The sequence below is a fragment of the Klebsiella sp. WP4-W18-ESBL-05 genome, assembly GCF_014169075.1.
Classification (GTDB): Bacteria; Pseudomonadota; Gammaproteobacteria; order Enterobacterales; family Enterobacteriaceae; genus Kluyvera; species Kluyvera ascorbata_B.
The window spans coordinates 4,709,665-4,731,745 of record NZ_AP022057.1 but is presented as its reverse complement, the minus strand read 5'-3'; the positions used below and the strand labels follow the sequence as shown (position 1 = coordinate 4,731,745).

Genomic DNA, 22,081 nt, shown 5'->3' with positions numbered 1-22,081 from the left:
TCCGGCCTACAGTATGGTTCGCCCCGGCCTTGTTCGCCGGGGCGTTCTTTTATACGCGCTCGATAACCGTCGCGATCCCCTGACCTAAGCCAATGCACATCGTCGCCAGACCAAACTGCACGTCTTTGCGCTCCATCAGATTAAGCAGCGTGGTGCTGATACGCGTACCGGAACAGCCTAACGGGTGACCCAGTGCGATCGCGCCGCCGTTGAGGTTGATCTTCTCGTCGATCTGCTCCATCAGCCCCAGATCCTTAATACACGGTAGGATCTGCGCGGCAAACGCTTCGTTCATCTCAAACAAACCGATATCGCTGGTGCTCAGGCCCGCTTTTTTCAGCGCCAGCTTCGACGCCGGAACCGGACCATAGCCCATGATCGACGGGTCGCAGCCAACGACCGCCATTGAGCGAATACGCGCACGCGGCGTTAACCCCAGTTCGCGGGCGCGGCTTTCGCTCATCACCAGCATGGCGGATGCGCCGTCGGAGAGTGCGGATGACGAACCCGCGGTGACCGTGCCGGTGACCGGGTCAAATGCCGGTTTCAGCGTCGCGAGCGCTTCAACGGTCGTTTCCGGACGGATCACTTCATCGTAGTTAAACTGCTTCAGCACGCCGTCTGCGTCGTGACCGCCGGTGGGAATGATTTCATTCTTAAAGGCGCCGGACTGTGTGGCGGCCCAGGCGCGCGCGTGGGAGCGTGCGGCGAAGGCATCCTGCATTTCGCGGCTGATGCCGTGCATGCGTGAGAGCATCTCAGCGGTCAGGCCCATCATCCCCGCCGCTTTCGCCACGTTGCGGCTCATGCCCGGATGGAAATCAACGCCGTGGCTCATCGGCACGTGGCCCATATGTTCTACGCCGCCCACCAGGCAGACCTGCGCATCGCCGGTCATAATCATGCGCGCAGCGTCGTGCAGCGCCTGCATCGAAGAACCACACAGACGGTTCACGGTGACAGCCGGAACCGAATGCGGGATTTCTGCCAGCAGCGACGCGTTGCGGGCAATGTTGAAGCCCTGCTCCAGCGTCTGCTGTACGCAGCCCCAGTAAATGTCGTCGAGAGCCGCCGCTTCCAGCGCCGGGTTGCGCGCCAGCAGGCTGCGCATCAGATGCGCGGAGAGATCCTCGGCGCGCACGTTGCGGAATGCGCCCCCTTTGGAACGGCCCATCGGGGTACGAATTGCATCAACAATAACAACCTGTTCCATCGTGACTCCTTAAGCCGTTTTCAGCTCACCAGCCGGGCGGGCTGGCTCAACCGGGGGATAATACGCTTCGTTATGGCGCGCTTTATCGCGCAAGCCTGCCGGAACTTCATACAGCGGCCCAAGATGCTGATACTGCTGCGCCATATCGAGATACTTCGCGCTGCCGAGCGTATCCAGCCAGCGGAACGCACCGCCGTGGAACGGAGGGAAGCCCAGGCCATAGACCAGCGCCATATCCGCTTCTGCCGGACTGGCGATAATGCCTTCTTCCAGACAACGCACCACTTCGTTGACCATCGGGATCATCATACGGGCGATAATCTCTTCATCGCTGAAGTCGCGCTTCGGCTGGCTGACATCGGCCAGCAGGCTGTCTACTGCGGCATCTTCTTCTTTCTTCGGTTTACCCTTGTTGTCGGCTTTATAGCGCCAGAAACCAAGACCGTTTTTCTGACCAAAACGGCTGGCTTCAAATAGCGCATCGATGGCGTCACGGTAATCTTTCTGCATCCGCTGCGGGAAACCGGCGGCCATTACCGCTTGTGCATGGTGCGCGGTATCAATCCCGACCACATCGAGCAGATAGGCCGGCCCCATTGGCCAGCCGAACTGTTTCTCCATGACCTTATCCACTTTGCGGAAGTCGGCGCCATCGCGCAGCAGCTGGCTGAAGCCGGCAAAGTACGGGAACAGTACGCGGTTGACGAAGAACCCCGGGCAGTCGTTAACCACGATCGGCGTTTTGCCCATTTTGCTGGCCCAGGCGACTACTTTCGCAATGGTGCTGTCGGCGGTTTTCTTGCCGCGAATGATCTCGACCAGCGGCATACGGTGCACCGGGTTAAAGAAGTGCATACCGCAGAAGTTTTCCGGGCGCTCCAGCGCGTCGGCCAGCTCGCTGATAGGAATGGTCGAGGTGTTCGATGCCAGCACGGTGTCCGGGCGCACCTTCTGCTCGGTTTCCGCGAGCACCGCTTTTTTTACCTTCGGGTTTTCCACCACGGCTTCGACAACGACATCAACGCGATCGAAACCGGCGTAGTCCAGCGTGGGCTGAATAGTGGCGATGACGCCAGCCAGCTTCAGGCCGTCAATTTTGCCGCGTTCGAGCTGTTTGTTGAGCAGCTTGCTGGCTTCTGTCATGCCGAGAGTCAGCGATTTTTCGCTGATATCCTTCATGATCACCGGCACGCCCTTCCAGGCGGACTGGTAAGCGATCCCGCCACCCATGATGCCTGCGCCAATCACGGCGGCATGTTTCGGCGGTTCGGTGTTTTTGGTCAGTTTCTTCGCCTGACCTTTGACGAATTGGTCGTTGAGGAAAATACCGACCAGCGCACGGGCTTCATTAGAATGGGCCAGTGGAACAAAACTTTTGTTTTCAAGATTCAGCGCTTCTTCGCGGCCAAAGCGTGCTGCCGCTTCAATGGTTTTCACCGCGGTGATTGGCGCCGGATAGTGTTTACCCGCCGTTTGCATCACCATGCCCTTGGCGATGGTAAAGCTCATGGTGGCTTCAATCTTGCTGAGCTTGAGCGGCTCAAGCTTCGGCTGACGCTTCGCTTTCCAGTCCAGGTCGCCGTTGATAGCCTGACGCAGTACTGCCAGCGCGCCATCGAACAGTTTTTCGGGTTTAACGACGCCGTCAACCAGGCCAATTTTCAGCGCCTGTTCTGCGCTGACGTCTTTACCGGCGGCAATGATTTCCAGCGCGCTATCAGCGCCCAGTAGGCGCGGCAGACGAACGGAGCCGCCGAAGCCAGGCATAATACCGAGCTTGGTTTCCGGCAGACCGATGCGCAGATCCGGGGTCGCCAGGCGATAGTCGGTGGCCAGCACGCATTCGCAGCCGCCGCCCAGCGCATAGCCGTTGACGGCGGAAATCGTCGGTACCGGCAGGTCTTCCAGACGGTTAAATACGCTGTTCGCGAAATGCAGCCACTGGCTGAACTGTTCTTCAGGTACCAGGAACAGCGAAAGGAATTCGGTGATATCCGCGCCGACAATAAAGGCCGCCTTCTCGGAGCGCAGCAGCAGCCCCTTCAGCTCTTTTTGTTTTTCGAGGACGTCGAGCGCCTTGCCGAGGCTGGCTACGGTTGCGGTATCGAGTTTGTTCACTGAGCCAGGGGCATCGAACACCAGTTCGGCAATGCCATCTTCTAGCCAGTTGAGGTACAGGGTGTCGCCTTTGTAGAGCATGTCAGTCTCCTGAATCCAGCAATATGATCTGGTCATACCAGATAAACTCGAGTGTGTATTTTGTGTTAAATAAATGCAAATAAGACTTTAAATATTTGCTGGTCGGATCACGTCCGGGGGAAATCACGCAGGGTGGGTGAGGTGTGCTACTATGCGGAGACTAAAGGGCAATAAATTCAGAAGGGTAAATAATGGAATCACTGGCCGCACTCTATAAAAATCATATTGTTACCTTACAAGAGCGGGCGCGTAACGCACTTGAGCGTTTTAAGCTTGATGCGCTGCTTATCCACTCTGGCGAGCTGATGAATGTTTTTCTGGATGACCACCCGTACCCGTTTAAAGTCAACCCGCAGTTCAAAGCATGGGTACCGGTGACCCAGGTGCCAAACTGCTGGCTGCTGGTGGATGGGGTGAATAAACCCAAGCTGTGGTTTTACCTGCCGGTAGACTACTGGCACAACGTAGAGCCGCTGCCAACGTCGTTCTGGACGGAAGACGTTGAGGTGATCGCGCTGCCGAAAGCGGATGGCATTGGTAGCCAACTGCCGGCGGCCCGCGGCAATATTGGCTATATCGGTCCGGTTCCGGAGCGTGCGCTGGGGCTCGGCATTGCGGCAAACAACATCAACCCCAAAGGGGTGATTGATTACCTGCACTACTATCGCGCCTATAAAACCGATTACGAGCTGGGGTGCATGCGTGAAGCGCAGAAGATGGCGGTTAACGGCCACCGTGCGGCGGAAGAGGCATTCCGTTCAGGCATGAGCGAGTTTGATATCAATCTGGCGTATCTGACGGCGACGGGCCATCGCGATACCGATGTTCCATACAGCAACATTGTGGCGCTGAATGAACATGCTTCCGTACTGCACTACACCAAGCTGGATCACCGCGTGCCGTCAGAAATACGCAGCTTCCTGCTGGATGCGGGGGCGGAGTACAACGGTTATGCGGCCGACCTGACCCGCACCTGGTCGGCACACAGCGATAACGACTATGCGCATCTGGTAAAAGATGTGAATGCCGAGCAGCTGGCGCTGATTGCGACCATGAAGGCCGGCACCAGCTATGTTGATTATCACATTCAGTTCCATCAGCGGATTGCCAAACTGCTGCGTAAGCACCAGATCGTCACTGATATGAGCGAAGAAGCGATGGTTGAGAACGATCTGACCGGGCCGTTTATGCCGCACGGTATTGGTCACCCTCTGGGCCTGCAGGTGCACGACGTCGCCGGCTTTATGCAGGATGATAGCGGGACGCATCTGGCTGCACCGTCTAAATACCCGTACCTGCGCTGTACTCGCGTACTGCAGCCGGGCATGGTCTTGACCATCGAGCCGGGCTTCTACTTTATTGAGTCCCTGCTGGCGCCGTGGCGCGAAGGCCAGTACAGCAAACATTTCAACTGGAAGAAAATTGAAGCGTTGAAGCCGTTCGGCGGTATTCGTATTGAAGATAACGTGGTGATCCACGAGAACAATATCGAAAACATGACGCGCGATCTGAAACTGGCGTAATGGAAAGCTGGCGAATACCGGCCGAGCCGGTCACCTTCGTTGAAGAGATCAAAAAGAGTCGTTTTATCACGCTGTTGGCACATACCGACGGCGTGGAAGCGGCCAAAGCATTTGTTGAGTCGATTCGCGCCGAGCACCCTGATGCCCGCCACCACTGCGTGGCGTGGGTCGCGGGCAGGCCGGACGATTCGCAGCAGCTAGGTTTCTCTGATGATGGTGAACCCGCTGGCACGGCCGGTAAGCCGATGCTGGCGCAGCTGATGGGCAGCGGCGTTGGCGAAATTACCGCCGTGGTGGTGCGCTACTACGGCGGTATCCTTTTAGGCACCGGAGGGTTGGTGAAGGCCTACGGTGGCGGAGTTCAGCAGGCGCTTAATCTACTGACTACGCAGATCAAAACGCCGCTAACCGAATATACTCTGTTATGCGAATACGGGCAGTTGGCGGGCGTTGAGGCGCTGGTTGGGCAGTATGCCGGCCAGATCGTGGACAGCGACTATCAGGCGTCCGTTATGCTCCGTGTGGCGCTTCCGCAGGCAAAAGTGCCTGATTTTTCCGCAAAGCTGGCGGATTTTAGTCGTGGTTCATTGCATTTGTTAGCGATTGACGAATAATCCCCCTCCTGACTTTTTAGATTATCAAAGGACGCGCCGGAAATGCATTTTCGTGCCATTACTCGAATTGTTGGACTTCTGGTCATCTTATTCTCGGGGACGATGATCCTGCCGGGTTTAGTGGCTCTGATTTACCGCGATGGCGCCGGGCGCGCATTTACCCAGACATTCTTCGTGGCGCTAGCGATTGGTTCGCTGCTGTGGTGGCCGAACCGCCGGGAGAAGGGCGAACTGAAATCGCGTGAAGGATTTCTGATTGTTGTCCTGTTCTGGACCGTGCTGGGCAGCGTGGGTGCGCTGCCGTTTATCTTCTCTGAACAGCCTAACCTCACGGTAACCGATGCGTTCTTTGAATCGTTCTCGGGGTTAACCACGACCGGTGCGACCACGCTGGTGGGGCTGGACTCATTGCCTCACGCGATACTCTTCTACCGGCAGATGCTGCAGTGGTTTGGTGGGATGGGGATCATTGTGCTGGCGGTGGCGATTCTCCCTATCCTCGGCGTCGGTGGGATGCAGCTGTATCGGGCGGAAATGCCCGGGCCGCTGAAAGATAATAAAATGCGCCCGCGTATTGCCGAAACGGCGAAAACCCTATGGCTTATTTATGTGCTGCTCACCGTTGCCTGCGCGCTGGCCCTCTGGTTCGCCGGAATGCCGGCGTTTGACGCCATCGGCCATAGCTTTGCTACCATCGCCATCGGCGGCTTCTCTACCCATGATGCGAGCGTGGGCTTCTTTAATAGTCCAACCATCAATACCATTATTGCGGTCTTCCTGCTGATCTCCGGCTGTAACTACGGCCTGCACTTCTCTTTATTAAGCGGACGTAGCCTGAAGGTGTACTGGCGCGATCCGGAGTTCCGCATGTTTATCGGTGTGCAACTGACGCTGGTGGTGATCTGTACGCTGGTGCTGTGGTTCCACAATATTTATGCATCGGCGGTGACCACGCTTAACCAGGCGTTCTTTCAGGTGGTATCAATGGCGACGACCGCTGGGTTCACCACCGACAGTATTGCGCGCTGGCCGTTATTCCTGCCGGTACTGCTGCTGTGTTCCGCCTTTATTGGCGGCTGCGCCGGTTCCACCGGTGGTGGCCTGAAGGTCATTCGTATTCTGCTGCTGTTCAAACAGGGGAACCGTGAGCTGAAGCGTCTGGTCCACCCGAACGCGGTGTATAGCATCAAGCTCGGCAACCGTGCGCTGCCGGAACGTATTCTTGAAGCGGTATGGGGATTCTTCTCTGCCTATGCGCTGGTGTTTATTGTCAGCATGCTGGCGATTATCGCCACCGGCGTGGATGACTTCTCGGCGTTTGCCTCGGTTGTGGCGACGCTGAACAACCTCGGGCCAGGGCTGGGCGTGGTAGCGGATAACTTTGCCAGCATGAACCCGGTGGCGAAGTGGATCCTGATCGCGAACATGCTGTTTGGTCGTCTGGAGGTCTTCACCTTACTGGTGCTCTTTACCCCGACATTCTGGCGCGAATAACAGGAGTTAGCGTTGAAAACATTAATGCTCTTTTCTACCCGTGATGGGCAGACGCGCGAAATTGCCGCCCATCTTTGCTCGCAGCTGAGCGAGCTTGATGTCGAGACGGCGATGGTGGACTTACACCGTACGGATAGCGTGGACTGGGCGCAGTATGACCGGGTGATTATCGGCGCTTCCATTCGCTATGGGCATTTTCATCCCGCGCTTGACCGTTTTGTGAAAAAGCATGCGGCCGCGCTGCAGGCGATCCCTGGCGCTTTCTTTGCGGTAAACCTGGTTGCGCGTAAGCCAGAGAAGCGTTCGCCGCAGACCAATAGCTACACGCGTAAGTTCCTGCTGCGTTCTCCATGGCAGCCGGATGCCTGTGCGGTATTTGCGGGCGCCTTACGTTATCCGCGCTACGGCTGGTTCGACCGCTTTATGATCCGTCTGATAATGAAGATGACCGGCGGGGAAACGGATACACGCAAAGAAGTGGTATATACCGACTGGGAGCAGGTGTCCGCGTTTGCTAAGGAAATCGCGCAACTTTCGCGCAAATAGGGCGCTAATTCGGCTGATTGCCTGGAAAGTGAGCGAACAAAAAGTTTTTTAATATTTATGCTTGCGGGTTCTCATTTTCTCCCTATAATGCGGCCCCACTGAGACGGAACAACGGCAAACAAGCCGCCGGGTCAGCGAGGTTCTCCTGAGAATCTCGGCAGAGAAAAGCGAAATTAAACGCTTGACTCTGAAAGAGGAAAGCGTAATATACGCCACCTCGCAACAGTGAGCGAAAGCCGTGTTGCACTGCTCTTTAACAATTTATCAGACAATCTGTGTGGGCACTCGAAGATACGGATTCTTAACGTCGCAAGACGAAAAATGAATACCAAGTCTCTGAGTGAACACGTAATTCATTACGAAGTTTAATTCACGAGCATCAAACTTAAATTGAAGAGTTTGATCATGGCTCAGATTGAACGCTGGCGGCAGGCCTAACACATGCAAGTCGAACGGTAGCACAGAGAGCTTGCTCTCGGGTGACGAGTGGCGGACGGGTGAGTAATGTCTGGGAAACTGCCCGATGGAGGGGGATAACTACTGGAAACGGTAGCTAATACCGCATAACGTCGCAAGACCAAAGTGGGGGACCTTCGGGCCTCACACCATCGGATGTGCCCAGATGGGATTAGCTAGTAGGTGGGGTAACGGCTCACCTAGGCGACGATCCCTAGCTGGTCTGAGAGGATGACCAGCCACACTGGAACTGAGACACGGTCCAGACTCCTACGGGAGGCAGCAGTGGGGAATATTGCACAATGGGCGCAAGCCTGATGCAGCCATGCCGCGTGTATGAAGAAGGCCTTCGGGTTGTAAAGTACTTTCAGCGAGGAGGAAGGCATTAAGGTTAATAACCTTAGTGATTGACGTTACTCGCAGAAGAAGCACCGGCTAACTCCGTGCCAGCAGCCGCGGTAATACGGAGGGTGCAAGCGTTAATCGGAATTACTGGGCGTAAAGCGCACGCAGGCGGTTTGTTAAGTCAGATGTGAAATCCCCGGGCTCAACCTGGGAACTGCATTTGAAACTGGCAAGCTTGAGTCTCGTAGAGGGGGGTAGAATTCCAGGTGTAGCGGTGAAATGCGTAGAGATCTGGAGGAATACCGGTGGCGAAGGCGGCCCCCTGGACGAAGACTGACGCTCAGGTGCGAAAGCGTGGGGAGCAAACAGGATTAGATACCCTGGTAGTCCACGCCGTAAACGATGTCTATTTGGAGGTTGTTCCCTTGAGGAGTGGCTTCCGGAGCTAACGCGTTAAATAGACCGCCTGGGGAGTACGGCCGCAAGGTTAAAACTCAAATGAATTGACGGGGGCCCGCACAAGCGGTGGAGCATGTGGTTTAATTCGATGCAACGCGAAGAACCTTACCTACTCTTGACATCCAGAGAACTTAGCAGAGATGCTTTGGTGCCTTCGGGAACTCTGAGACAGGTGCTGCATGGCTGTCGTCAGCTCGTGTTGTGAAATGTTGGGTTAAGTCCCGCAACGAGCGCAACCCTTATCCTTTGTTGCCAGCGGTTCGGCCGGGAACTCAAAGGAGACTGCCAGTGATAAACTGGAGGAAGGTGGGGATGACGTCAAGTCATCATGGCCCTTACGAGTAGGGCTACACACGTGCTACAATGGCATATACAAAGAGAAGCGACCTCGCGAGAGCAAGCGGACCTCATAAAGTATGTCGTAGTCCGGATTGGAGTCTGCAACTCGACTCCATGAAGTCGGAATCGCTAGTAATCGTAGATCAGAATGCTACGGTGAATACGTTCCCGGGCCTTGTACACACCGCCCGTCACACCATGGGAGTGGGTTGCAAAAGAAGTAGGTAGCTTAACCTTCGGGAGGGCGCTTACCACTTTGTGATTCATGACTGGGGTGAAGTCGTAACAAGGTAACCGTAGGGGAACCTGCGGTTGGATCACCTCCTTACCTTAAAGAAGCGTTCTTTGAAGTGCTCACACAGATTGTCTGATGAAAAGTAAATAGCAAGGCGTCTTGCGATTGAGACTTCAGTGTCCCCTTCGTCTAGAGGCCCAGGACACCGCCCTTTCACGGCGGTAACAGGGGTTCGAATCCCCTAGGGGACGCCACTTGCTGGTTAGTGTGAGTGAAAGTCGCCGACCCCAATATCTCAAAACTTACCTTCGGGTGACGTTTGAGATATTTGCTCTTTAAAAATCTGGATCAAGCTGAAAATTGAAACGACACACTGTGTCTGTTCTCCGTAATAAGAACAGATAAGCGGTGTGTTCGAGTCTCTCAAATTTTCGCAACACGATGGTGTTTTACGAAACATCTTCGGGTTGTGAGGTTAAGCGACTAAGCGTACACGGTGGATGCCCTGGCAGTCAGAGGCGATGAAGGACGTGCTAATCTGCGATAAGCGTCGGTAAGGTGATATGAACCGTTATAACCGGCGATTTCCGAATGGGGAAACCCAGTGTGATTCGTCACACTATCATTACGTGAATACATAGCGTAATGAAGCGAACCGGGGGAACTGAAACATCTAAGTACCCCGAGGAAAAGAAATCAACCGAGATTCCCCCAGTAGCGGCGAGCGAACGGGGAGCAGCCCAGAGTCTGAATCAGCTTGTGTGTTAGTGGAACGGTCTGGAAAGTCCGACGGTACAGGGTGATAGTCCCGTACACCAAAATGCACAGGTTGTGAACTCGAAGAGTAGGGCGGGACACGTGGTATCCTGTCTGAATATGGGGGGACCATCCTCCAAGGCTAAATACTCCTGACTGACCGATAGTGAACCAGTACCGTGAGGGAAAGGCGAAAAGAACCCCGGCGAGGGGAGTGAAAAAGAACCTGAAACCGTGTACGTACAAGCAGTGGGAGCCTCTTTATGGGGTGACTGCGTACCTTTTGTATAATGGGTCAGCGACTTATATTCTGTAGCAAGGTTAACCGTATAGGGGAGCCGAAGGGAAACCGAGTCTTAACTGGGCGTTAAGTTGCAGGGTATAGACCCGAAACCCGGTGATCTAGCCATGGGCAGGTTGAAGGTTGGGTAACACTAACTGGAGGACCGAACCGACTAATGTTGAAAAATTAGCGGATGACTTGTGGCTGGGGGTGAAAGGCCAATCAAACCGGGAGATAGCTGGTTCTCCCCGAAAGCTATTTAGGTAGCGCCTCGTGAATTCATCTTCGGGGTAGAGCACTGTTTCGGCTAGGGGGTCATCCCGACTTACCAACCCGATGCAAACTGCGAATACCGAAGAATGTTATCACGGGAGACACACGGCGGGTGCTAACGTCCGTCGTGAAGAGGGAAACAACCCAGACCGCCAGCTAAGGTCCCAAAGTCACAGTTAAGTGGGAAACGATGTGGGAAGGCTCAGACAGCCAGGATGTTGGCTTAGAAGCAGCCATCATTTAAAGAAAGCGTAATAGCTCACTGGTCGAGTCGGCCTGCGCGGAAGATGTAACGGGGCTAAACTGTGCACCGAAGCTGCGGCAGCGACACTATGTGTTGTTGGGTAGGGGAGCGTTCTGTAAGCCGTTGAAGGTGTCCTGTGAGGGGTGCTGGAGGTATCAGAAGTGCGAATGCTGACATAAGTAACGATAATGCGGGTGAAAAACCCGCACGCCGGAAGACCAAGGGTTCCTGTCCAACGTTAATCGGGGCAGGGTGAGTCGACCCCTAAGGCGAGGCCGAAAGGCGTAGTCGATGGGAAACAGGTTAATATTCCTGTACTTGGTGTTACTGCGAAGGGGGGACGGAGAAGGCTATGTTAGCCGGGCGACGGTTGTCCCGGTTTAAGCATGTAGGCGGGAAGTTTAGGTAAATCCGGACTCTTTTTAACGCTGAGGTGTGATGACGAGGTACTACGGTACTGAAGTAACAAATGCCCTGCTTCCAGGAAAAGCCTCTAAGCATCAGGTAACATCAAATCGTACCCCAAACCGACACAGGTGGTCAGGTAGAGAATACCAAGGCGCTTGAGAGAACTCGGGTGAAGGAACTAGGCAAAATGGTGCCGTAACTTCGGGAGAAGGCACGCTGATATGTAGGTGAAGTGGTTTACCCATGGAGCTGAAATCAGTCGAAGATACCAGCTGGCTGCAACTGTTTATTAAAAACACAGCACTGTGCAAACACGAAAGTGGACGTATACGGTGTGACGCCTGCCCGGTGCCGGAAGGTTAATTGATGGGGTTAGCGGCAACGCGAAGCTCTTGATCGAAGCCCCGGTAAACGGCGGCCGTAACTATAACGGTCCTAAGGTAGCGAAATTCCTTGTCGGGTAAGTTCCGACCTGCACGAATGGCGTAATGATGGCCAGGCTGTCTCCACCCGAGACTCAGTGAAATTGAACTCGCTGTGAAGATGCAGTGTACCCGCGGCAAGACGGAAAGACCCCGTGAACCTTTACTATAGCTTGACACTGAACACTGGTCCTTGATGTGTAGGATAGGTGGGAGGCTTTGAAGCGCGGACGCCAGTTCGTGTGGAGCCAACCTTGAAATACCACCCTTTAATGGCTGGTGTTCTAACGTAGACCCGTAATCCGGGTTGCGGACAGTGTCTGGTGGGTAGTTTGACTGGGGCGGTCTCCTCCTAAAGAGTAACGGAGGAGCACGAAGGTTAGCTAATCCTGGTCGGACATCAGGAGGTTAGTGCAAAGGCATAAGCTAGCTTGACTGCGAGAGTGACGGCTCGAGCAGGTGCGAAAGCAGGTCTTAGTGATCCGGTGGTTCTGAATGGAAGGGCCATCGCTCAACGGATAAAAGGTACTCCGGGGATAACAGGCTGATACCGCCCAAGAGTTCATATCGACGGCGGTGTTTGGCACCTCGATGTCGGCTCATCACATCCTGGGGCTGAAGTAGGTCCCAAGGGTATGGCTGTTCGCCATTTAAAGTGGTACGCGAGCTGGGTTTAGAACGTCGTGAGACAGTTCGGTCCCTATCTGCCGTGGGCGCTGGAGAATTGAGGGGGGCTGCTCCTAGTACGAGAGGACCGGAGTGGACGCATCACTGGTGTTCGGGTTGTCATGCCAATGGCATTGCCCGGTAGCTAAATGCGGAAGAGATAAGTGCTGAAAGCATCTAAGCACGAAACTTGCCCCGAGATGAGTTCTCCCTGACTCCTTGAGAGTCCTGAAGGAACGTTAAAGACGATGACGTTGATAGGTCGGGTGTGTAAGTGTAGCGATACATTGAGCTAACCGATACTAATGAACCGTGAGGCTTAACCTTACAACGCCGAAGATGTTTTGGCGAAATTGAGACGATTTTCAGCATTGATTACAGATTACATTGACCGGCGAAAAGCGGGTTAATAACAGAATTTGCCTGGCGGCCGTAGCGCGGTGGTCCCACCTGACCCCATGCCGAACTCAGAAGTGAAACGCCGTAGCGCCGATGGTAGTGTGGGGTCTCCCCATGCGAGAGTAGGGAACTGCCAGGCATCAATTAAGTGAAGAAGCCCATCCTGACGGATGGGCTTTTTTGCGTCTGCGCTTTGTGGGATGCGGCATTGTGGATATTGCCGGATGGCGGCTTCGCCTTATCCGGCCCACGCTTTCTACATTGCCAGATGTCCTCCTGCTCCATATAACCGCAAGCCTTCCCCACGCAGATACGGTAAACTATCGCCGATTTAGCATCAGGAAAGCAGCCATGACCTACTCCTTAAAACCCTGGAATACCTTCGGCATTGACCATTGTGCAAAGCACATCGTAAGCGCTGAAAATGAACAACAACTACTCAGCGCCTGGCAGCAAGCAACCCGCGACGGGCTGCCGGTGATGATCCTGGGTGAAGGAAGCAACGTCCTGTTTCTGGAAGATTATTCTGGTACCGTGATCCTTAATCGCCTGAAAGGTATCGACGTCAGTGAAACCGCTGATGCCTGGCATCTGCATGTAGGTGCCGGCGAAAACTGGCATCAGCTGGTTCGCTACGCGCTGGATAACGATATGCCCGGGCTGGAAAATCTGGCGCTGATCCCCGGTTGCGCAGGCTCGTCCCCCATTCAGAACATCGGCGCTTATGGCGTCGAGTTGCGGCACGTTTGCGAATACGTCGACTGCATTGAGCTGGCCACCGGTGAGCATAGACGCCTCACCGCTGAAGAGTGTCAGTTTGGCTACCGCGATAGCATCTTTAAACATGCTTATCAGGACCGCTTCGCAATTGTTGCCGTTGGCTTCCGCCTGGCTAAAGAGTGGCAGCCGGTATTAACCTACGGCGATCTTACCCGCCTGGATCCGCAAACCGTCACCCCGCGTGAGGTTTTCGATTCAGTCTGTCATATGCGTATGACCAAGCTGCCGGATCCCAAAGTGAATGGTAATGCGGGTAGCTTCTTTAAAAACCCGGTTGTCAGCGCGGAATATGCACAAACGCTGTTGGCAAACTTCCCTAAGGCACCTCATTATCCGCAGACGGATGGCAGCGTTAAGTTGGCTGCCGGCTGGCTTATCGATCAGTGTCAGCTAAAAGGCCACGTTGAGGGAGGCGCTGCGGTTCACCAGCAGCAGGCGCTGGTACTGGTCAATATCGACAATGCGCAAAGTGATGATGTCGTAAAACTGGCACACTATGTCCGTCATCAGGTAGGTGACAAATTTAACGTCTGGCTGGAGCCAGAGGTACGCTTTATTGGCCACGCGGGTGAAGTGAACGCAGTTGAGGTGATTCAATGAAAGATAATACGGTGCCATTAACCCTTATCTCTTTGCTGGCCGACGGTGATTTTCACTCCGGAGAGCAGCTGGGTGAGATGCTGGGAATGAGCCGCGCGGCGATTAATAAACATATCCAGACCCTGCGCGATTGGGGCGTTGATGTCTTTACCGTGCCTGGTAAAGGCTATAGTCTGCCGGAACCGATCCAACTGCTGGATACGCAGCGTATTCGCAGCGCGGTTGATTATGGCGACGTTGCCGTTCTTCCGGTGATTGATTCAACCAACCAGTATCTGCTGGATCGCATCGGCGAGCTGAAGTCCGGCGATGCCTGCGTGGCTGAATACCAGCAGGCAGGCCGCGGCCGCCGTGGACGTAAGTGGTTCTCGCCGTTTGGTGCTAACCTCTATCTCTCTATGTACTGGCGATTAGAGCAGGGGCCAGCCGCCGCGATTGGTCTGAGTCTGGTAATTGGCATTGTGATGGCGGAAGTGCTTCAGGATCTTGGTGCGGATAAAGTCCGAGTGAAATGGCCGAACGACCTTTATCTGAATGACCGTAAATTATCGGGGATACTCGTTGAACTAACGGGGAAAACCGGCGATGCTGCACAAATCGTTATTGGCGCGGGCATCAACCTTGTCATGCGTCGGGTTGAAAATGATGTGATTAACCAGGGCTGGATCAACTTGCAGGAAGCGGGGATCACCATCGATCGTAACGTGCTGGCCGCGCGCCTGATTAACGAACTGCATCATGCGCTGCAGGTCTTTGAACAGGAAGGTCTGGCACCTTATCTCTCACGTTGGGATAAGTTAGATAACTTTATTAATCGACCGGTAAAACTCATTATTGGTGATAAAGAAATCTTCGGTATTTCTCGAGGCATCGATGCTCAGGGGGCATTATTACTTGAGCAAGATGGGGTGATAAAACCCTGGATGGGCGGCGAAATATCGCTACGCAGCGCAGAATAAAATAGGGAGCTTCGGCTCCCTATTTTTTATTCGATTTATTTCCGCAAACGCACCTGCTCAACGGAATGGTTCGCGCTTTTTGTCAAAATAAGACTTGCTCGCTCGCGCGTTGGAAGAATATTTTCGTTTAAATTCCGAAGGTTAATTTCGTTCCACAGCGAGGTGGCAACGTTAATTGCCTCTTCTTTTGAAAGCTGTGCGTAATTGTGGAAATAAGAATCCGGATCGGTAAAGGCCCCTTCACGGAATTTCAGGAAACGATTGATGTACCACGACTGTAATAATTTTTCCGGAGCGTCAACATATATAGAAAAATCAACGAAGTCGGAAACAAATACATGATGTGGATCGTGCGGATAATCCATCCCGCTTTGCAGTACATTTAACCCTTCGAGAATTAAAATATCCGGGTGGGTGACCGTCTTATCGCCATCGGGGATCACATCATAGATCAGATGTGAATAGACCGGGGCGGTGACGTTCGGCACGCCTGACTTCAGGTCAGAAACGAACTTGACCAGTCGATGCATATCATATGACTGCGGAAAACCCTTTTTCTTCATCAGCCCACGTTCTTTCAGCACTTCGTTAGGGTGCAGGAAACCGTCGGTGGTGATCAGCTCAACGCGACGATGCTCGGGCCAGCGGCTGAGCAGCGCCTGCAGTACGCGGGCGGTCGTGCTTTTACCTACCGCCACGCTGCCGGCGATGCTAATGATGTAGGGAATGCGTTGGCCGTTGGTGCCGAGGAACTGTTCCAGCACCGCCTGGCGGCGCAGGTTAGAACTAATATAGAAGTTCAGTAGACGTGACAAAGGCAAATAGATCTCCGCCACTTCCTCCAGCGACAGATCTTCGTTGATACCTTTTAAGCGCGTAATTTCGCCCTCAGTCAGGGTCATTGGCACTGAATCGCGCAGCGCCGCCCACTGGCTACGATTGAACTGTAGATAAGGTGTCATTAACGTTTGCTCTTGTTTTCTCATAAGCATGTTCTGGCTACCACGCTGACTGCACGCGACGCTTCACATTCAGTTAATCAGGACAATGGGCAGGAGGTTAACACCAGGTGGAAGAGAAAAAGAAGAAAAAATCCAAATTAGTCGTGCTTTCGTGAGAAAACACCGCTCTTTGTTACGGATGCTGTTTTCCTGAGTAAGGTTGAAGTGACAATGAAGAAGCGTAGGTGATATCGCTTTATTGCTATGAAGCGGCTGCTGACCGAAGTCTCGACGCTGTGTGGCTCCCGAAATAGGGGCTAACGGTACGAATAGGGGCGAATTATTGTGCTATTTTTAGCCGGCAAAACGCCATTTTGCTGAGTTTTTACGCGCGAACGCACAAAACGTGAGCGATAGAACATTTTATGCAAATTTTTAGTTGCATGTCGCCGCATGTCTCCCTAGAATGCGCGCTACTTGATGCCGACTTAGCTCAGTAGGTAGAGCAACTGACTTGTAATCAGTAGGTCACCAGTTCGATTCCGGTAGTCGGCACCATCAGGTGGGGTTCCCGAGCGGCCAAAGGGAGCAGACTGTAAATCTGCCGTCACAGACTTCGAAGGTTCGAATCCTTCCCCCACCACCACTTTCAGGCTAAGCATTGCGAGGCCAGAGTTGGTTGGTAAAATAACTAACTCAAACAAAGGAAAGGGAGAAATCTCTTTCCTTTGGCACAGAAAGAACTGGGTAGCCGAGTTTTAGGATGCGGGCATCGTATAATGGCTATTACCTCAGCCTTCCAAGCTGATGATGCGGGTTCGATTCCCGCTGCCCGCTCCAGACGTGCTGATATGGCTCAGTTGGTAGAGCGCACCCTTGGTAAGGGTGAGGTCCCCAGTTCGACTCTGGGTATCAGCACCACTTCTCTTCTCCCTCCCGTTTCTCTCTGTTCAAATTCAAGCATTCAACAATTCAGGCGTTTTGTCTGGTTGATGTGGTGATATCACCGATTTATCCGTGTATTAGAGGGACTATCGATGTCTAAAGAAAAATTTGAACGTACCAAACCGCACGTCAACGTCGGTACTATCGGCCACGTTGACCATGGTAAAACTACCCTGACCGCTGCAATCACTACCGTACTGGCTAAAACCTACGGCGGTGCTGCTCGTGCATTCGACCAGATCGATAACGCGCCGGAAGAAAAAGCGCGTGGTATCACCATCAACACTTCTCACGTTGAATATGACACCCCGACTCGTCACTACGCACACGTAGACTGCCCGGGCCACGCCGACTATGTTAAAAACATGATCACCGGTGCTGCGCAGATGGATGGCGCGATCCTGGTTGTTGCTGCGACTGACGGCCCGATGCCGCAGACTCGTGAGCACATCCTGCTGGGTCGTCAGGTAGGCGTTCCGTACATCATCGTGTTCCTGAACAAATGCGACATGGTTGATGACGAAGAGCTGCTGGAACTGGTAGAAATGGAAGTTCGTGAACTTCTGTCTCAGTACGATTTCCCGGGCGACGACACGCCGATCGTTCGTGGTTCTGCTCTGAAAGCGCTGGAAGGCGACGCTGAGTGGGAAGCGAAAATCATCGAACTGGCTGGCTTCCTGGATTCTTACATTCCGGAACCAGAACGTGCTATCGATAAGCCGTTCCTGCTGCCGATCGAAGACGTATTCTCCATCTCCGGTCGTGGTACCGTTGTTACCGGTCGTGTAGAACGCGGTATCATCAAAGTTGGCGAAGAAGTTGAAATCGTTGGTATCAAAGACACCGCTAAGTCTACCTGTACCGGCGTTGAAATGTTCCGCAAACTGCTGGACGAAGGCCGTGCGGGTGAGAACGTTGGTGTTCTGCTGCGTGGTATCAAACGTGAAGAAATCGAACGTGGTCAGGTACTGGCTAAGCCGGGTTCTATCAAGCCGCACACCAAGTTCGAATCTGAAGTGTACATCCTGTCCAAAGACGAAGGCGGCCGTCATACTCCGTTCTTCAAAGGCTACCGTCCGCAGTTCTACTTCCGTACGACTGACGTGACTGGCACCATCGAACTGCCGGAAGGCGTAGAGATGGTCATGCCGGGCGACAACATCAAAATGGTTGTTACCCTGATCCACCCGATCGCGATGGACGATGGTCTGCGTTTCGCAATCCGTGAAGGCGGTCGTACCGTTGGCGCGGGCGTTGTTGCCAAAGTAATGAGCTAATTGCTGATAACATTTGACGCAATGCGCAATAAAAGGGCATCATTTGATGCCCTTTTTGTACGCTGTCGAACCAGAACCTGGCTCATCAGTGATTATCTTTGCCATAATCATTGCTGAGACAGGCTCTGTAGAGGGCGTTTAGTCCGAAACTTATTTCGGTTTGGATCGCCTCGCAATCGCGGGGTGGAAATGTTTGTAGAATACTTCTGACAGGTTGGTTTATGAGTGCGAATACCGAAGCTCAAGGGAGCGGGCGCGGCCTGGAAGCGATGAAGTGGGTCGTTGTTGCCGTATTGCTGATTGTAGCAATTGTGGGTAACTACCTTTATCGCGACATGATGCTGCCGCTGCGTGCGCTGGCCGTAGTAATTATTATTGCTGCAGCGGGTGGTGTCGCGCTGTTGACGACGAAAGGCAAAGCGACCGTTGCGTTTGCTCGTGAAGCGAGAACGGAAGTTCGTAAGGTGATTTGGCCGACTCGCCAGGAAACGCTGCACACTACGCTGATCGTTGCTGCGGTCACTGCGGTAATGTCACTGATCCTGTGGGGACTGGATGGTATTCTGGTTCGCCTGGTATCCTTTATCACTGGCCTGAGGTTCTAAGATGTCTGAAGCACCTAAAAAGCGTTGGTACGTCGTTCAGGCGTTTTCCGGTTTTGAAGGTCGTGTAGCGACTTCGCTGCGCGAGCATATCAAATTACATAATATGGAAGAGCTGTTTGGCGAAGTCATGGTGCCGACCGAAGAAGTGGTCGAAATCCGTGGCGGCCAGCGTCGCAAAAGCGAACGTAAATTCTTCCCGGGCTACGTGCTCGTTCAGATGGTGATGAACGACGCAAGCTGGCACCTGGTGCGTAGCGTTCCGCGCGTCATGGGCTTCATCGGCGGTACCTCTGACCGTCCGGCGCCAATCAGCGATAAAGAAGTCGATGCCATCATGAACCGTCTGCAGCAGGTTGGCGATAAGCCGCGTCCGAAAACACTGTTTGAGCCGGGTGAAATGGTTCGCGTTAACGACGGTCCGTTTGCTGACTTCAACGGCGTGGTCGAAGAAGTGGATTACGAGAAGTCCCGCCTGAAAGTGTCCGTTTCTATCTTCGGTCGTGCGACCCCGGTAGAGCTGGACTTCGCTCAGGTTGAGAAAGCGTAAGACTGCGATCAAAAAAGCATCGATCTAATCGTTGCATAGGGCGCGAAATTGACATACAATTTCGCGCCTTTTGTTTTTATGGGCCACGGCCTGTAAAGCGATTTTTATTCACGGGGAGCCTCCTTGAGGCGCTATTACCCAATTAGAGGATTTTAGAATGGCTAAGAAAGTCCAGGCCTACGTCAAGCTGCAGGTTGCAGCTGGTATGGCAAACCCGAGTCCGCCGGTTGGTCCTGCTCTGGGTCAACAGGGTGTTAACATCATGGAATTCTGCAAAGCGTTCAACGCGAAGACTGATTCCATCGAAAAAGGTCTGCCGATCCCGGTTGTTATCACCGTTTACGCTGACCGTTCTTTCACCTTCATTACCAAAACGCCTCCGGCAGCAGTACTGCTGAAGAAAGCGGCTGGTATTAAGTCTGGTTCCGGTAAGCCGAACAAAGACAAAGTAGGTAAAATTTCCCGCGCTCAGCTGCAGGAAATCGCGCAGACCAAAGCTGCCGACATGACTGGTGCCGACATTGAAGCGATGACTCGCTCCATCGAAGGTACTGCACGTTCCATGGGCCTGGTAGTGGAGGACTAAGAAATGGCTAAACTGACCAAGCGCATGCGTGTGATCCGTGAGAAAGTTGATGCGACCAAACAGTACGACATCAACGAAGCTATCTCTCTGCTGAAAGAACTGGCTACTGCTAAATTCAACGAAAGCGTTGACGTTGCCGTTAACCTCGGCATCGACGCTCGTAAATCTGACCAGAACGTACGTGGTGCAACTGTACTGCCGCACGGTACTGGCCGTTCTGTTCGCGTTGCCGTATTTACCCAGGGCCCGAACGCTGAAGCAGCTAAAGCTGCTGGCGCTGAGCTGGTAGGTATGGAAGATCTGGCTGACCTGATCAAAAAAGGCGAAATGAACTTCGACGTTGTTATTGCTTCCCCGGATGCAATGCGCGTTGTTGGTCAGCTGGGCCAGGTTCTGGGCCCGCGCGGCCTGATGCCAAACCCGAAAGTTGGTACCGTAACCCCTAACGTTGCTGAAGCGGTTAAGAACGCTAAAGCAGGTCAGGTTCGTTATCGTAACGACAAAAACGGCATCATCCACACCACCATCGGTAAAGTGGACTTTGACGCTGACAAACTGAAAGAAAACCTGGAAGCTCTGCTGGTTGCGCTGAAAAAAGCAAAACCGACTCAGGCGAAAGGCGTGTACATCAAGAAAGTTAGCATCTCCACCACCATGGGTGCAGGTGTTGCAGTTGACCAGGCTGGCCTGAGCGCTGCTGCAAACTAATGCCTTTACGTGGGCGGTGATTTTGTCTACAATCTTACCCCCACGTTTGCTAACAAAAGTTAGCGGCTAAAAGATTTGTTCGTTGGAGCCTGGCCTATCCAGGCCTCCGTCGAAGACCGCAGGTGTTTCGCAAGAAACTTAATCCCCTGCGTAGACGGTGACAGAACGCTAAGATTATTTTTTTAAAGTACTCTTTGGCTTGTTTCTGCTCACCGTATTAAGACGCTCTTCTCGTTGAGTAGAGTGAAGTGAGTTCCAGAGCATAAGCTCTGGCAAACATCCAGGAGCAAAGCTAATGGCTTTAAATCTTCAAGACAAACAAGCGATTGTTGCTGAAGTCAGCGAAGTAGCCAAAGGCGCGCTGTCTGCAGTAGTTGCGGATTCCCGTGGCGTAACTGTAGACAAAATGACTGAACTGCGTAAAGCAGGTCGTGAAGCTGGCGTATACATGCGTGTTGTTCGTAACACCCTGCTGCGCCGCGTCGTTGAAGGTACTCAGTTCGAGTGCCTGAAAGACACGTTTGTTGGTCCGACCCTGATTGCATACTCTATGGAACACCCGGGCGCTGCTGCTCGTCTGTTCAAAGAGTTCGCGAAAGCGAATGCAAAATTTGAGGTCAAAGCCGCAGCCTTTGAAGGTGAGTTAATCCCGGCATCGCAGATCGATCGCCTGGCAACTCTGCCGACCTACGAAGAAGCAATTGCACGCCTGATGGCAACCATGAAAGAAGCTTCGGCTGGCAAACTGGTTCGCACTCTGGCTGCTGTACGCGATGCGAAAGAAGCTGCTTAATCGCAGTTGTCTTTGTAAAGTATTTGCTTACGTATAAACTTATTCTGATTTTCAGGAACAATTTAAATGTCTATCACTAAAGATCAAATCATTGAAGCAGTTGCAGCTATGTCCGTAATGGACGTTGTAGAACTGATTTCTGCAATGGAAGAAAAATTCGGTGTTTCTGCTGCTGCTGCTGTAGCTGTAGCTGCTGGCCCGGCTGAAGCTGCTGAAGAAAAAACTGAATTCGACGTAATTCTGAAAGCTGCTGGCGCTAACAAAGTTGCTGTCATCAAAGCAGTACGTGGCGCAACTGGCCTGGGTCTGAAAGAAGCTAAAGACCTGGTAGAATCTGCTCCGGCCGCTCTGAAAGAAGGCGTGAGCAAAGATGACGCTGAAGCACTGAAAAAATCTCTGGAAGAAGCTGGCGCTGAAGTTGAAGTTAAATAAGCCAACTTTTCTAGTTGAAGCCTGAGAAATCAGG

At 53.2% G+C, this 22,081-nt stretch carries 16 protein-coding genes, 5 tRNA genes and 3 rRNA genes; 21 read left to right on the top strand and 3 right to left on the bottom strand.

Annotation, left to right across the window (positions count from 1 at the left end; translation table 11 throughout):
* Positions 1 to 49: 49 nt before the first annotated feature.
* Both fadA and fadB read right to left on the bottom strand, forming a co-directional pair.
* A complete protein-coding gene (gene fadA, locus H7R58_RS22525) occupies positions 50 to 1,213 on the bottom strand; it encodes an acetyl-CoA C-acyltransferase FadA (RefSeq protein WP_182929678.1) in 1,164 nt (387 codons plus the stop codon).
* A gap of 9 nt (positions 1,214 to 1,222) precedes the next feature.
* Positions 1,223 to 3,412, bottom strand: coding sequence for a fatty acid oxidation complex subunit alpha FadB (fadB, locus tag H7R58_RS22520; protein ID WP_182929677.1), 2,190 nt, complete (start codon positions 3,410 to 3,412; stop codon positions 1,223 to 1,225).
* Positions 3,413 to 3,603: 191 nt separating this feature from the next.
* Here fadB and pepQ point away from each other — a divergent pair, with 191 nt between their 5' ends.
* From pepQ to birA, 10 genes are all read left to right on the top strand, one after another.
* The gene (gene pepQ / locus H7R58_RS22515) at positions 3,604 to 4,935 is read left to right on the top strand and encodes a Xaa-Pro dipeptidase (protein ID WP_182929676.1); all 1,332 of its coding nucleotides are present in this window, start codon (positions 3,604 to 3,606) and stop codon (positions 4,933 to 4,935) included.
* Positions 4,935 to 5,549 (top strand): IMPACT family protein, encoded by a 615-nt coding sequence (locus H7R58_RS22510; RefSeq protein WP_182929675.1) that lies wholly within the window; start codon positions 4,935 to 4,937, stop codon positions 5,547 to 5,549. Before pepQ ends, H7R58_RS22510 begins: the two co-directional genes overlap by 1 nt.
* Before the next feature lie 42 nt (positions 5,550 to 5,591).
* Complete coding sequence (gene trkH, locus H7R58_RS22505; RefSeq protein ID WP_106929924.1) at positions 5,592 to 7,043, top strand: Trk system potassium transporter TrkH; 1,452 nt, start codon at positions 5,592 to 5,594, stop codon at positions 7,041 to 7,043.
* 12 nt (positions 7,044 to 7,055) lie between these two features.
* Entirely contained in the window at positions 7,056 to 7,589 is a 534-nt protein-coding gene (gene hemG / locus H7R58_RS22500; RefSeq protein ID WP_106929926.1) for a menaquinone-dependent protoporphyrinogen IX dehydrogenase, read from the top strand.
* A gap of 387 nt (positions 7,590 to 7,976) precedes the next feature.
* A 16S ribosomal RNA gene (locus H7R58_RS22495) occupies positions 7,977 to 9,516 on the top strand.
* 85 nt (positions 9,517 to 9,601) lie between these two features.
* Positions 9,602 to 9,677, top strand: a tRNA-Glu gene (locus H7R58_RS22490).
* A gap of 219 nt (positions 9,678 to 9,896) precedes the next feature.
* Positions 9,897 to 12,802: ribosomal RNA gene (locus tag H7R58_RS22485) — 23S ribosomal RNA — on the top strand.
* A gap of 95 nt (positions 12,803 to 12,897) precedes the next feature.
* Positions 12,898 to 13,013: ribosomal RNA gene (rrf, locus tag H7R58_RS22480) — 5S ribosomal RNA — on the top strand.
* The 16S, 23S and 5S rRNA genes sit together here with 1 tRNA gene alongside, the layout of an rRNA operon.
* 212 nt (positions 13,014 to 13,225) lie before the next feature.
* Complete coding sequence (gene murB, locus H7R58_RS22475) at positions 13,226 to 14,254, top strand: UDP-N-acetylmuramate dehydrogenase (RefSeq protein WP_182929674.1); 1,029 nt, start codon at positions 13,226 to 13,228, stop codon at positions 14,252 to 14,254.
* A complete protein-coding gene (gene birA / locus H7R58_RS22470; protein ID WP_182929673.1) occupies positions 14,251 to 15,213 on the top strand; it encodes a bifunctional biotin--[acetyl-CoA-carboxylase] ligase/biotin operon repressor BirA in 963 nt (320 codons plus the stop codon). Before murB ends, birA begins: the two co-directional genes overlap by 4 nt.
* Positions 15,214 to 15,248: 35 nt before the next feature.
* Here birA and coaA read toward each other — a convergent pair whose 3' ends face one another.
* A complete protein-coding gene (coaA, locus tag H7R58_RS22465) occupies positions 15,249 to 16,199 on the bottom strand; it encodes a type I pantothenate kinase (RefSeq protein WP_065358485.1) in 951 nt (316 codons plus the stop codon).
* Between the two features lie 437 nt (positions 16,200 to 16,636).
* On the opposite strand from coaA, the gene H7R58_RS22460 reads away from it, so the two are divergent.
* From H7R58_RS22460 to rplL, 11 genes are all read left to right on the top strand, one after another.
* Positions 16,637 to 16,712: transfer RNA gene (locus H7R58_RS22460), tRNA-Thr, on the top strand.
* Between the two features lie 3 nt (positions 16,713 to 16,715).
* Positions 16,716 to 16,800: transfer RNA gene (locus H7R58_RS22455), tRNA-Tyr, on the top strand.
* 119 nt (positions 16,801 to 16,919) lie between these two features.
* Positions 16,920 to 16,994: transfer RNA gene (locus H7R58_RS22450), tRNA-Gly, on the top strand.
* A gap of 5 nt (positions 16,995 to 16,999) precedes the next feature.
* A tRNA-Thr gene (locus H7R58_RS22445) sits at positions 17,000 to 17,075 on the top strand.
* 116 nt (positions 17,076 to 17,191) lie between these two features.
* Positions 17,192 to 18,376, top strand: a complete 1,185-nt coding sequence (gene tuf / locus H7R58_RS22440) for an elongation factor Tu (RefSeq protein WP_047407352.1) — start codon at positions 17,192 to 17,194, stop codon at positions 18,374 to 18,376.
* Between the two features lie 221 nt (positions 18,377 to 18,597).
* Positions 18,598 to 18,981, top strand: a complete 384-nt coding sequence (secE, locus tag H7R58_RS22435) for a preprotein translocase subunit SecE (RefSeq protein ID WP_064546531.1) — start codon at positions 18,598 to 18,600, stop codon at positions 18,979 to 18,981.
* Position 18,982: 1 nt separating this feature from the next.
* The gene (gene nusG / locus H7R58_RS22430) at positions 18,983 to 19,528 is read left to right on the top strand and encodes a transcription termination/antitermination protein NusG (protein ID WP_003862341.1); all 546 of its coding nucleotides are present in this window, start codon (positions 18,983 to 18,985) and stop codon (positions 19,526 to 19,528) included.
* Between the two features lie 157 nt (positions 19,529 to 19,685).
* Positions 19,686 to 20,114 carry a 50S ribosomal protein L11 gene (rplK, locus tag H7R58_RS22425; protein WP_012133815.1) on the top strand — a complete coding sequence of 143 codons (429 nt, stop codon included), beginning with the start codon at positions 19,686 to 19,688 and terminating at the stop codon, positions 20,112 to 20,114.
* Between the two features lie 3 nt (positions 20,115 to 20,117).
* Positions 20,118 to 20,822: a 50S ribosomal protein L1 gene (gene rplA, locus H7R58_RS22420; RefSeq protein ID WP_106930771.1), complete on the top strand. Its 705-nt coding sequence runs from the start codon at positions 20,118 to 20,120 to the stop codon at positions 20,820 to 20,822.
* 295 nt (positions 20,823 to 21,117) lie between these two features.
* Entirely contained in the window at positions 21,118 to 21,615 is a 498-nt protein-coding gene (gene rplJ / locus H7R58_RS22415; protein WP_001207203.1) for a 50S ribosomal protein L10, read from the top strand.
* Positions 21,616 to 21,681: 66 nt separating this feature from the next.
* Positions 21,682 to 22,047, top strand: a complete 366-nt coding sequence (gene rplL / locus H7R58_RS22410) for a 50S ribosomal protein L7/L12 (protein ID WP_006176746.1) — start codon at positions 21,682 to 21,684, stop codon at positions 22,045 to 22,047.
* Positions 22,048 to 22,081 lie beyond the last annotated feature (34 nt).